Source organism: Streptococcus oralis (genome assembly GCF_004127215.1).
In the GTDB taxonomy this organism is placed as follows: Bacteria; Bacillota; Bacilli; order Lactobacillales; family Streptococcaceae; genus Streptococcus; species Streptococcus oralis_BD.
The window spans coordinates 39,157-50,867 of the sequence record NZ_QEWJ01000002.1 but is presented as its reverse complement, the minus strand read 5'-3'; the positions used below and the strand labels follow the sequence as shown (position 1 = coordinate 50,867).

The window sequence follows — 11,711 nt, the reverse complement described above, 5'->3', positions numbered from 1 at the left end:
GCTTCCTAGTTTGCTCTTTGATTTTCATTGAGTATCACTTTTCCCATTATACAGAAAAAACAAGGTAAAAACTAGTTACATTTTTTCCTTGTTTTTCTTCTGATTATAGTTTTTATTTCTTGCTGAGGATTTCAAGCGTTTCGAGCAAGTTATCTGCATGAACTTCGATGGTGTCACCAGTCGCTTTAATCTTCACTTCTACGATGCCATCGGCTGCTTTCTTCCCAACAGTGATACGGATTGGAAGACCAATCAAGTCACTATCGCTAAATTTAACACCAACACGTTCGTTACGGTCATCTGTCAAGACTTCGTAACCAGCTCCCATCAAGCTTGCTTCAAGCTTTTCTGTCAAGGCCTGCGCTTCTTCATCCTTGACATTGACAGTGATCAAGTGCACATCAAATGGTGCCAATTCTTTAGGGAAATTGATTCCCCAAGCGTAACGGTATTCACCTTTTGGCGTTTTGTTAACAAAGAGACGAGCGTGTTGCTCCATCACTGCTGAAAGGAGACGGCTGACACCGATACCATAACATCCCATGATAATTGGCACAGCGCGGCCATTTTCATCCAAAACATCTGCTCCCATGCTTGCTGAATAGCGAGTGCCGAGTTTGAAGATGTGACCAATTTCGATACCACGCGCAAAGTTAAGGACACCTTGTCCGTCTGGAGAAATTTCGCCCTCACGAACTTCACGGATATCCACGTATTCTGCAGTAAAGTCACGACCTGGGTTCACACCAGTCAAGTGGTAGCCATCTTCGTTAGCACCGACAACTGCATTGCGAACATCTTGTACCTTACGGTCTGCAATGATTTTAACATTCTCTGGCAAACCAACTGGACCAAGTGAACCGAATCCTGCTTTAACAACATTTGCTACTTCTTCTTCGCTAGCAACGTCAAAGAAATCTGCTCCCAAGTGGTTTTTCAACTTAACTTCGTTAAGCTGGTCATTTCCAAGTAGAAGAGCTGCAACAAGCTCACCATCTGCCATGTAGAAAAGAGTTTTAATCGTTTGTTCTTCCGGAACGTTGAGGAAGGCCGCAACTTCATCAATTGATTTAACATCTGGTGTCGCAACGCGAGTCACTTCTTCTTCAGCGACGACACGGTTGCTTGGTTTGTACTCGTTTGTTGCCATTTCCAAGTTAGCCGCGTAGCTAGACTCACTTGAGTAAGCAATGGTATCTTCACCAGAGACCATCCATTTGAGCAATTCTGCCTTGATTTCTTCTTGCACTTCTGCAGGAATTTCGTCAAATGAGGCAACTGACTTGTCCAAGACAACCCAGCGGTCAAGGTCTGTACGAGCAGGTGTAATGGCCATAAATTCTTGGCTGTCCTTACCACCCATGGCTCCACCATCACCAATGATAGCCTTGAAGTCTAAACCACTACGAGTAAAAATACGCTCATAAGCAGCCTTATACTCATCGTAAACACTGTCCAAGCTATCATAGTTAGCGTGGAAACTGTAAGCATCCTTCATGATAAACTCACGTGTACGAAGAAGTCCATTACGCGGACGTTTTTCATCACGATACTTAGGCTGAATTTGATAAAGATTAAGTGGCAATTGCTTGTAAGACTTAACAGAATCACGGACAATAGCTGTAAAGGTTTCTTCGTGAGTTGGACCTAGGATAAAGTCTGATTTTTCACGGTTTTTTAGTTTGTAAAGATCTTCACCGTAGGTTTCATAACGGCCAGATTCACGCCAAAGATCGGCACTAAGAAGAGCTGGAGCCAACATCTCAACAGCCCCAATCTTGTCGAATTCTTGGCGCATTATATTTTTAGCTTTCTCAATAACACGGTTAGCAAGTGGTAAGTATGAATAAACACCTGCTGATACTTGACGAACATAACCAGCACGCAACATAAGAGCGTGACTAATAACTTGAGCATCGCTTGGCATTTCGCGAAGCGTTGGGATAAGCATTTTACTTTGTTTCATAATATTCCTCGATTATCTAAAAAAGAGTCGCATAATGTCATTCCAGGTCACAGCAATCATCAGGACAACCATGATGACTACTCCGGCCAAGGTGACATAGGTTTCAATTTCTTGTTTAAGTGGTTTCCGGCGAATGGCTTCTAGGATATTGAGCACAATCTTACCACCATCCAGGGCTGGAATCGGAATAAGATTAAAAATCCCAATATTGATGGAAATTATTGCCAAGAAGTACAAGACATTCTCAATTCCATTTTTAGCAGCATCACTACTTGCCTTAAAGATGGCAACAGGTCCACCTAGCTTGTTCAAATCCGGTTGGAAAATCAGATTTTTCAGTTCTGAGAGAATTCGGAGGGCCGAGTCAGCAGCAGTTGTAAAACCACCTACAAACATAGATACAAAATCTGACTTAATCCCCGGTTGAACACCTAGAAGGTAACGGCCTTGACTTTCTTCCGGACTAACAGTGACTTGTTTGTCACTACCATTTTCAGAAATAGTCACATCCAAGGTCGGTGCCGTCTTATCTTTGGTTTCTGATTCCACAGCCTGAATCAAACTTTCCCAGTTGTTAATCTCATGTGAGCCAATCTTGGTAATTTGAGCCGTTTCTGGCACTCCTACCTTAGCTAAAGCCCCTTGGGGCATGACATGAAACTGGTTGGTAGCTACATCTCTGACACCCCCCTGCATAAAGATTAAAATCCAAAAAACAACGACACCTAAGATAAAGTTGTTCATAGGACCTGCAAAGTTGGTAATCAGTTTTCCCCAGATAGTTGCATTTTGATATTGAACATCTAGAGGAGCAATCCGAACCTCCGTTCCATCTGCTTCCACAACCGTTGCATCATGATCCACTGCAAATGTTTTTTCTTCTTCCAGAACCAAGCCCTTGATAAAGAGTTTATCTTCAAAGTCAAACTGGGTCACCTGCATAGGAAGAGCTGTTTGATCCAGTTTCTTCCCAGATAGATTGATCCGTTTGACCTTACCATCCTCTGCAAGTGTTAAACTGACCGGGGTTCCTGTCTTGATCTCCGTCGCATCATCACCCCAACCAGCCATACGAACATACCCTCCTAAAGGAAGGATCCGAATGGTATAAGCAGTGCCGTCCTTACCGATATGGGCAAAAATCTTGGGGCCCATACCAATAGCAAATTCACGGACTAAAATGCCTGATTTCTTGGCAAAATAAAAATGTCCAAACTCATGCACCACCACGATAATCCCAAAAACTAGGATAAAGGTTAGCAATCCAATCATTCAATATTCCTTTCTTTAGAAGAGGCCAAACAAGTGCATCATTGGAAACACAATCAACATACTATCAAAGCGATCCAACACACCACCATGCCCCGGGATAAATTTCCCAGAATCCTTGACACCGAAATGGCGTTTCATAGCACTCTCAATCAAGTCACCAAACTGACCTGCCACACTGAAGAAGATGGCAAAGAGGCTCATTCTATAAATTCCATAAGGGAGAGCAACTGTACTGTCTACCAGCATGAAGATTGCTGTTACTAGTACCGCACCTAGAATACCACCGATAAAGCCCTCAATACTCTTATTGGGAGAGACTCTCGGAGCCAACTTATGCTTGCCAAAATTCATCCCTATCAGGTAAGCTGCGCTATCTGTCGCCCAGACGATAAAGAGGGCCAGAAGCACCTTGTCAAAACCCGCCACCCGAGCATCTAGTAAGGCATTAAAGCCAAAACCAACATAAAAGCTCATCGCAATCGGGAAAACTGCATCTTCAATGGTATAGCTTTTACTGAAAACGGTGGTCCCTAGCATAATTGTAATAAGAACGCTGTAGGCAACCACATTCCCATCAACTGGCAAAAAAGTTAGGTAATTTTCTAAGGGGATTGTGAGGGCAAAGGTCGCAAAGAGGGTCAAGGTGCCCTCGATGGTCATGGTCTTTAGCCCCTTCATGTGCAAGAGTTCATGGACAGCCAGCATCGCTAACAAACCAATTCCTATCTGCAACAAGAACCCTCCCACAAATAAGACTGGGAGGAAAATGGCCAGGGCCAATACTGCAAACAATGTTCTCTTTTGTAAATCCTTGGTCATATCTTCTCCTAAACTCCTCCAAACCGGCGATTGCGATGGTTAAAGGCAGCAATAGCTTCCTGCAGAGCAGCTTCATCAAAATCAGGCCACAAGGTATCCGTAAAATAAAGCTCGCTATAGGCTGCTTGCCATGGCAAGAAATTACTCAAACGTAACTCACCACTCGTGCGGATAATCAAATCTGGGTCTCGCAAATCCTTTGGTAGGCGTTGCGTGAAAAGGTAGTCCCCAATCATATCTTCTGTGATATCGCCAGGATTGATTTTGGCATCTAGAACTTCCTGAGTCAAGCTCTTAAGAGCCTGCGTGATTTCAGCACGACCACCATAATTAAGGGCAAAATTGAGAATCAAGCCTGTATTGTTCTTGGTCAACTCCTCTGCTTTTTTCAAAGCTTCAAACGTCGGCTTAGGCAGACGGTCTGTCTCCCCAATCATCTGAATCTTAACATTATTTGCATGTAATTCAGGGACGTAGTTATCATAAAACTCGACTGGCAAGTTCATGATGAACTTGACCTCTTGATCTGGGCGCGTCCAATTTTCCGTTGAAAAGGCATAGACTGTGATGACCTTCACTCCCATCTTGTTAGCTGCCTTGGTCACCTTTTGGAGGGCTTCCATCCCCGCCTTATGGCCAAAAACTCGTGGTTGCATCCGTTTTTTAGCCCAGCGACCATTCCCATCCATGATGATTCCAATATGAGCAGGAACCTGTGTTGGAACCTCAACTTCTACAGCTTTATCTTTCTTAAAAAATCCAAACATGATCATATTCCTATTCAAAAATCTATCGTTTCATTATACCATATTTCCCTCTATTCTTCTATTGCTAAGTTACCGCCTTTGCTTGTAGACAAACAAAAAATAAGTCGCCTGATTGGGCGACTTTATTTTATAGGGAGATTATTATGAAAAAGTTTTAGGAGTTTAAGTTAAGTTCTTCTTAACTTATGAGCTTAGTATACACCTCCTAGCTTAAATTTTTCTTAAGTTTTTTGAGAAAGTCAGATTTTTCCATTTTTCTTGCCAATTTTTCTTGGACAAGCGTTCTTGATAGAGTTTCATTCGGTCTTCATTCTCTAGGAAATGAGGAGTTGGGGAAACCTGAAAGTTCAAAATATCTTCTAAACCATAGGGCGCAAAGAGCTCTAAAGTGGAATCTTCATTCAAGCGAAGGCCTACCGCCGTGCAACGTTCCGGATACTTACTCATAGCATCACGAGAACTTGTGTAGGGAGCAGTGTGGGGACTGTGCAGATGCATATAGACCTGATTTTTCAACTCCCACTGATACTGGGGGAAATCCTCTTTCAGCTTACTTTCTATAGCCAGCGTTTCTTCATAACTCACATCCGAATCAAAGAAAATCACATCCACATCTGTTTCACGGTCAAAAGGAGATTTATCTGACAAGAGATTCCAGATAAAATTTCTGACAGAACCTGCTGCCAACCAGGTATCTTTCAACTCCAGGTCACGGATGATAGTCAGAATAGCCATCATATCCGGATTTTTCCCAACACTGTCTAGGATTTCTTGCTTATTTTTCATTGTATTCATAACCTAAATGCTCATATGCCTTGGCTGTCGCCACCCGTCCAGATCGTGTCCGCATGATAAAGCCTTTCTGGATGAGGTAGGGTTCGTACATATCTTCCACCGTCTCACGCTCCTCGGCAATATTAACAGAAAGAGTTCCTAGACCGACAGGACCACCACCATACATCTCAATCATGGTACGAAGGATTTTCTGGTCCACATAGTCTAAGCCTTCGTGGTCTACATCCAGCATGGTCAAGGCCTTATCAGTAATGACATCATCGATTAAGCCATCCCCCATAATCTGGGCAAAATCGCGCACGCGCTTGAGGAGACGATTGGCGATACGGGGAGTTCCTCGACTGCGTAAGGCCAGCTCAGCAGCTGCCTCATGGGTAATTTCCATCTCAAAAATATCTGCCGTCCGCTCAACAATCTCTGTCAAGTCAGCATGGGCGTAGTATTCCATATGACCTGTAATCCCAAAACGGGCCCGTAGCGGATTTGAGAGCATCCCAGCTCGTGTCGTCGCACCAATCAAGGTAAAAGGTGGTAAGTCCAAGTGAACACTGCGACTGCCTTCACCCGCCCCAATCATGATATCAATGTAGAAGTCCTCCATTGCACTATAAAGCACCTCTTCCACCGACATGGGCAAGCGATGAATCTCGTCAATAAAGAGGACATCTCCAGGCTCCAAGTCATTCAAAATCGCTACCAGATCACCCGCTTTTTCGATAACAGGGCCAGACGTTTGCTTGAGATTGACTCCCAGTTCATTGGCAATGACAAAAGCCATGGTTGTTTTCCCAAGTCCTGGAGGGCCAAACAAAAGAACATGGTCCAGCGCCTCATCCCGCATTTTGGCAGCCTCGATAAATATTTGCAACTGATCCTTGACCTTGTCCTGACCGATATATTCACGTAAATATTGGGGACGGAGGGTACGTTCTACCAACTCCTCATCACCTATGATTTCATTATCTAAAATTCTACTCATGCTTCCATTATAGCAAAAATCCAGCCTACAAACAAAAAAGCCACCTGATTGGGTGGCTTCTTTAGGGAGATTATTATGAAAAAGAAAAGTTTAGGATTTCATTAAATAAAGTTAGGAGGTTTTTATTTAATGATTATATAATACAAGATGAATCTTAAAGCTAACTTAACTTTTTCTCTGATTTATCATTTTTTTAAAATTTTCCCCAAATGAAATTTCCTTTCTCAAACAACAAAAAAGCCACCTGATTGGGTGGCTTCTTTAGGAGATTATGATGAAAAAGAAAAGTTTGGGATTTCATTAAATAAAGTTAGGAGGTCTTTATCTAATATCTATATAATACACGAGGATACTTAAACTTTACTTAAGAAAAAATAATTATTTTATTTTTTTCGTTCTACCCAAATCATTCCTGTGCAATCATAAGTAGATAAGGTTTCAAAACCCAAGAAACGGTAGAATCCCAAATTTTTTTCTGTATGTTCGGTCGCTAGTTGGATTTGATAGGCCTCTTTGAAATCCCCTAAAGCCTCTTTCATCAAGGCGCTGCCAATCCCTTGGCGCTGATGGCTAGGCAAAACGATCAAATCCTGTACAAAAACCGATGAAAAACCATCTCCGACCAAACGAACCAAGCCCACTACGGCATCACCATCAAGTGCCAGGTAAATCGCTAATGAGTGAGACAAGGACTTCTCCAGCATCTGGGGTTGATATGTATAATTTGTCCAACCGACTGCCTGATAGAGATGCAAAACATTCTCTAACTTGACAACTTCTTGCTTTCTAACGATAATCATGTCACCATCTCTTAGAGTTCTCTCAAGCTCTTATACTGCCGTCCATTCTTGTCAAAATTTTCAGGAGTCAACCATGCCTCCAAACGATCTTTGACTTGAGGCCAGTCCCTATCAATCATAGACAGCCAATCCGTATCTCTAGTTCGCCCCTTATAAACGACAGCCTGACGGAAGGTTCCTTCATAGACAAAGCCCAAACGTTCTGCTGCTCGTCTTGATGGCAGATTTAGAGCATCGCATTTCCATTCATAGCGACGATAGTTAAGCTCCTCAAAAACATAGCGCGCCAGGAGATACTGAGCCTCTGTCCCTATCCTCGTCCCCTTAAGTGCTGGTGAAAAGGTGACAGCACCCACTTCTATTACTCGGTTATTCTGATCAATTCGCATCAGAGAAAAGGTTCCTAAAGTCTTACCAGTTGCCTTGTCTATAATCACGTAGTAAAAACGATCCCTACGAGTTAACATCTGATTCAAAACGCTAACCAGTTCCTCCATATCTGCCACTGGTTCCTGAAAGAGGTAGGTCCACATCTCCCGAGGTGTATCTAGACCATAAACAGCTAGCAAATCCTCCGCATGCTTTTCCACCGAAAGAGCCTCTATCCGAGCGTAGCGCCCTTCTAAGAAATCAATGGAAGGCAATTCACCTGGTGTATAACCTTCCATTGACTCACCAATCATCTGACCATATTCATTTACTGGCATTGTTTTCTCCTTGTTCATTCCTTGAATATAGTATAACATATCTCAATGTTCAAAGGCTAACTAAAATACTTGTCTAGAAACTGCGAAAGCAGTTCAAGTGCTCGAAGCTCAATTTCTTCGTCTCGAATGTCGTTAAATACATCATCATTTATTAGAACAGATGCTCCTAAACTAGGTGAATAAAAAGAACGATTGTTGTCAGTGCTATTTTCTTTTATTGCATATTGTGTAGATTTCATAATATCCTCAATCTAGCCATTTCTCGCTTTTTATGGACTTTGTATTACCATTTTAGTATAATTTGTATTGGTTTTAAACGAAAGCGTCAGAAACGCTTTGCAGAGCTTTCTGGGGTATTTTTGCATACTCATAAAGTTAACTAGTATCACTTATTTTGTAAGCTTTGTTTTTATATAACCATTTTGGTTATAAGTTAATAGAAAAACGAAAGGAATTTTAAAATGTTAAAAGACAATATAAAAAAAGCCCGACTAGATGCAGGACTTACTCAATTAGAAGTTGCTGAAAAGTTAGGTGTAGCTCAAGCCCAGTACGCTAGGTGGGAAAACGGAGGGAGAAACCCGAAAGATGAAACAGTAGAAAAATTATCTGAAATCTTTGGCACGTCTTTTGAGATTTTAAAAGGACGAGATGATGGACTCGAGGATATTATTAGTTTGTTAAAACGATATAATCTTTCTGATAAACAAAAGGAAGAAATAAAGTATTTGATTGAAGAATATATAAAAAAAGATTAGCCATGTTAGGAGGAGAATATGGTTCGAGATAATGGTGGAGCGATAGCTCAAAAAGGTTTTAATTATCAAAATCATGTCATTTCACTAACAGCGATTAGGAATTATACTAAGAATAATTTTGAGATTTTTGTTGAATCTGACGATGACTTTGAAGTATTATATGATGATAATTATCATGCTTACATACAGGTGAAAGGCAAGAAAAGAATAGGTCTAAAGAAGTTATTACAAAAACATGAAGATAAATGTTCTATTCTTGAGAAACACTTAACCCCGGGAGATGGACATTCAAAATATAAAATTGTTGTTTTTCATTTTACAGAAACAGAATTATCAAAAATGCAAGAGAATACTTCTGAGGAGTTGTTTGAGCATTCATTGAAATTAAGCACAGAACAAACAGATTACATTCTTGGACAACTAGATGAGAGCTTTAGCACAAAACTAGCTAATTTTTCTTTAGTGAAGACAAGCTTTAAGAATGATTATTTAGAAGCAAGAACATATTTAAAAGGTGAACTGATTAATCAAGGTATCTCAGTAGATGGAAGAGACGATTTAATTTTAGATGAGTTAGATAGACTTATTAAACAGAAATCAGAATATATAATAGAAAACGAAGATGATAAAAAATTAAAAAGAATCTCAGCAATTGAACTTCAACCTATATTGCAAAAAATTTCTTCAAAGGCTTTGTTTGAAAGTGAACTAGATAAATTTCCTTTTACATCCTTTATAAAAGCAAAAATAAAAAAAGAAGAGGTAAAAATTATACAACAACATATGTATAAAAAAAGACAAGTCATAGGACTGTTGGAGAGTGATATACATAGACTTGAAACTAAAAAATTGACTGAAATTGCTGAGGAAATAAAATTTTGTGACATTTTAAAACCCTTAGAATCTGATACGAAATATGCAATCATTATCTCAGCATATTGTGATATTGTAGAAGGAGTTGCCAATGAACCAATTAATCATTAACAAAATAAGTATAGTTGACTATGAAAATAAAAAAGCCAATAGTTTTGAATTTAATGAAGGTCCTAATTTGATAATTAGTGAACAAAATGGCCAGGGGAAATCTAGCTTAGTTAAATCTATCTATTATGGACTTGGTTGTCAGTTAACCTCCTTTCCTAAAGATTGGAAACCACAAAAATACATTATTCAACTTTATGTGCTCATTAATGGAGAATCGTATATCATTAAAAGACACAACAAAGTAATAAGTATAAAAAGTAGTGAAGACTCGTTTATTTTTAAAAATTTCAGAGATTATTCAGAGTGGTTACAGATTAAATTAGGCATGTCTTTAAAATTAACTTCTAAAGTACAATATGAACCAAAATATGCCTATGTCGATGCTCTTATGAGTCCGTTTTATGTAGACCAAGATAAAGGTTGGAGTGGAACATTGTATAAAGAAACTTTTGATGGTCTAGGTCAGTATCCGGCAAGTGTCTTCCCTAAAGATCTAATTGATTATTATTTAGGAATATCAAATGAAGAGCTAAATAATATGAAAAGTCAAAAAGAGGATTTTAGCATCAAGAGTAGGTCGCTTTTGCAGAAAATTAGTCAAATTGAAGCGGTTTATAATTCTTATCAAGAACAAAATGAAATAGTAGAATCTTTACCTAAAGATGTTGAAGAGTTAAAAATAGAGATTGACTACTATATTAAGAAAACAAATGAAATTTCTTTGGAAATTCAAAAAGTAACAAAGGGTATAGAAAAAACGAAGCTAGAATTAGACATACATAGACAAGATAAAAATGAACTAGAACTCCTATTGCTAGATACAAGTAAGCGTTTTGAAGATATTAAGTATGAATGCTCATATTGTCATTCATATTTAACCAGAGAGCAATCATTAACAAGACTAGAACTAGAGGATAATAGATTAGCTATCAATTCTCTGAAGGAATCATTAGTCCAGAGAATTTCTCTGTTAGAAGAATCACTAATAGACAAACAGAGTAAATTATATGAATTAAGCGAGAAAGTGGCTGCATATCAAAGAAAAATTGATGAAATAAAGGAAATAAAAGATATAGAAAACTATATTAGTCAATCTGTCTTAGTTGAATTAGGAAAGCTGGCCCGTAAAGAATCTATTGCCAAAGAAATACTAGATAAAGAAATTGCCCAACTAAATAACGATATTAGAGATTTGCAGAGTGAGTTAAGACATCATATCAATAGTCTTGAAGGCGATTATGAAGATTTGAAAAATAATTTATCTTCTTTACTTGAGTCCAATGGATTATCTGACAGAAAGTTTAGAGACTATAAAAAATTAAAAGGAAGTGGAACTAACTTAAATAAGGACTTGCTAGCAATATACCTAATTTATATGAATTTAATAGCAAGTAACAGTGAATTTAAGATTCCATTTGCTATTGACTCTTTCGTAAAGAATGAAATTGATACAATATCACAAGAGAGAATGTTTAGAGCTATAGGTTCATATTTTTTGACATTAAAGACTCAGACTTTCTTTTCAGTAATCAGAGAAAATTTATATAAAATTGATGGAGATTATTGTAAGATTAGAGTTGAATCACCTCTTTTAAAAGAAGATAGATATGAAGAAATATCAAGAGAAATCATTGAATTTGGCGTTTAAGATGAAAGACTTTCTTAAATTTGTGGTATCTTATTGGTAGCTAAACAGTCAAATCGCACCATTTTGTTCAAAAATAACATAAAAAGAATGTTGATTTATCAGCATTCTTTTTTATTTCAAATATATTCTCGGAATTAGTCATTTCTTGAAAAATGAGTTGAAAAGCCTATTAAATCAACAAAAAAACGAGCCACCTTTTATTTTGGTAGCTCATTA

General features: G+C 38.8%; 12 protein-coding genes. 3 read left to right on the top strand and 9 right to left on the bottom strand.

The genetic code is table 11. From position 1 onward, the window contains the following. Positions 1–112: 112 nt before the first annotated feature. From DF216_RS02775 to DF216_RS02735, 9 genes are all read right to left on the bottom strand, one after another. Complete coding sequence (locus tag DF216_RS02775) at positions 113–1,966, bottom strand: proline--tRNA ligase (RefSeq protein ID WP_129325893.1); 1,854 nt, start codon at positions 1,964–1,966, stop codon at positions 113–115. A 12-nt stretch (positions 1,967–1,978) separates the two neighbouring features. Beyond that, entirely contained in the window at positions 1,979–3,238 is a 1,260-nt protein-coding gene (gene rseP, locus DF216_RS02770) for an RIP metalloprotease RseP (RefSeq protein WP_129325892.1), read from the bottom strand. Positions 3,239–3,253: 15 nt separating this feature from the next. Next, positions 3,254–4,057, bottom strand: coding sequence for a phosphatidate cytidylyltransferase (locus DF216_RS02765; RefSeq protein WP_129325891.1), 804 nt, complete (start codon positions 4,055–4,057; stop codon positions 3,254–3,256). Between the two features lie 8 nt (positions 4,058–4,065). Next, a complete protein-coding gene (locus DF216_RS02760; protein ID WP_125827800.1) occupies positions 4,066–4,824 on the bottom strand; it encodes an isoprenyl transferase in 759 nt (252 codons plus the stop codon). Positions 4,825–5,034: 210 nt separating this feature from the next. Continuing rightward, positions 5,035–5,619 carry a nucleotidyltransferase family protein gene (locus DF216_RS02755; RefSeq protein WP_129325890.1) on the bottom strand — a complete coding sequence of 195 codons (585 nt, stop codon included), beginning with the start codon at positions 5,617–5,619 and terminating at the stop codon, positions 5,035–5,037. Next, on the bottom strand, positions 5,600–6,598 hold the full coding sequence (gene ruvB / locus DF216_RS02750; RefSeq protein ID WP_129325889.1) for a Holliday junction branch migration DNA helicase RuvB: 999 nt from the start codon (positions 6,596–6,598) through the stop codon (positions 5,600–5,602). Before ruvB ends, DF216_RS02755 begins: the two co-directional genes overlap by 20 nt. Before the next feature lie 383 nt (positions 6,599–6,981). Next, positions 6,982–7,398: a GNAT family N-acetyltransferase gene (locus DF216_RS02745; RefSeq protein WP_129325888.1), complete on the bottom strand. Its 417-nt coding sequence runs from the start codon at positions 7,396–7,398 to the stop codon at positions 6,982–6,984. A gap of 11 nt (positions 7,399–7,409) precedes the next feature. Further along, positions 7,410–8,105, bottom strand: a complete 696-nt coding sequence (locus tag DF216_RS02740) for a GNAT family N-acetyltransferase (protein ID WP_129325887.1) — start codon at positions 8,103–8,105, stop codon at positions 7,410–7,412. 56 nt (positions 8,106–8,161) lie between these two features. Then, positions 8,162–8,344: a hypothetical protein gene (locus DF216_RS02735; RefSeq protein ID WP_129325886.1), complete on the bottom strand. Its 183-nt coding sequence runs from the start codon at positions 8,342–8,344 to the stop codon at positions 8,162–8,164. 222 nt (positions 8,345–8,566) lie between these two features. Here DF216_RS02735 and DF216_RS02730 point away from each other — a divergent pair, with 222 nt between their 5' ends. From DF216_RS02730 to DF216_RS02720, 3 genes are read left to right on the top strand one after another with little or no spacing between them, the layout of a single operon-like run. Further along, positions 8,567–8,863 (top strand): helix-turn-helix transcriptional regulator, encoded by a 297-nt coding sequence (locus DF216_RS02730; RefSeq protein WP_129325885.1) that lies wholly within the window; start codon positions 8,567–8,569, stop codon positions 8,861–8,863. Positions 8,864–8,881: 18 nt separating this feature from the next. Then, on the top strand, positions 8,882–9,847 hold the full coding sequence (locus tag DF216_RS02725; protein WP_129325884.1) for a dsDNA nuclease domain-containing protein: 966 nt from the start codon (positions 8,882–8,884) through the stop codon (positions 9,845–9,847). Further along, positions 9,828–11,495: an endonuclease gene (locus DF216_RS02720; RefSeq protein ID WP_129325883.1), complete on the top strand. Its 1,668-nt coding sequence runs from the start codon at positions 9,828–9,830 to the stop codon at positions 11,493–11,495. The genes DF216_RS02725 and DF216_RS02720 overlap by 20 nt, the downstream gene beginning before the upstream one ends. The last annotated feature ends 216 nt before the right edge of the window (positions 11,496–11,711 follow it).

Excerpts from the sequence above, each read along its gene's own strand:
- rseP (WP_129325892.1), bottom strand. The coding sequence starts at position 3,238 with ATGATTGGATTGCTAACCTTTATCCTAGTTTTTGGGATTATCGTGGTG.
- DF216_RS02765 (WP_129325891.1), bottom strand. The coding sequence starts at position 4,057 with ATGACCAAGGATTTACAAAAGAGAACATTGTTTGCAGTATTGGCCCTG.
- DF216_RS02740 (WP_129325887.1), bottom strand. The coding sequence starts at position 8,105 with ATGCCAGTAAATGAATATGGTCAGATGATTGGTGAGTCAATGGAAGGT.
- DF216_RS02760 (WP_125827800.1), bottom strand. The coding sequence starts at position 4,824 with ATGTTTGGATTTTTTAAGAAAGATAAAGCTGTAGAAGTTGAGGTTCCA.
- DF216_RS02730 (WP_129325885.1), top strand. The coding sequence starts at position 8,567 with ATGTTAAAAGACAATATAAAAAAAGCCCGACTAGATGCAGGACTTACT.
- DF216_RS02720 (WP_129325883.1), top strand. The coding sequence starts at position 9,828 with ATGAACCAATTAATCATTAACAAAATAAGTATAGTTGACTATGAAAAT.
- DF216_RS02775 (WP_129325893.1), bottom strand. The coding sequence starts at position 1,966 with ATGAAACAAAGTAAAATGCTTATCCCAACGCTTCGCGAAATGCCAAGC.
- DF216_RS02745 (WP_129325888.1), bottom strand. The coding sequence starts at position 7,398 with ATGATTATCGTTAGAAAGCAAGAAGTTGTCAAGTTAGAGAATGTTTTG.
- DF216_RS02725 (WP_129325884.1), top strand. The coding sequence starts at position 8,882 with ATGGTTCGAGATAATGGTGGAGCGATAGCTCAAAAAGGTTTTAATTAT.
- ruvB (WP_129325889.1), bottom strand. The coding sequence starts at position 6,598 with ATGAGTAGAATTTTAGATAATGAAATCATAGGTGATGAGGAGTTGGTA.
- DF216_RS02755 (WP_129325890.1), bottom strand. The coding sequence starts at position 5,619 with ATGAATACAATGAAAAATAAGCAAGAAATCCTAGACAGTGTTGGGAAA.
- DF216_RS02735 (WP_129325886.1), bottom strand. The coding sequence starts at position 8,344 with ATGAAATCTACACAATATGCAATAAAAGAAAATAGCACTGACAACAAT.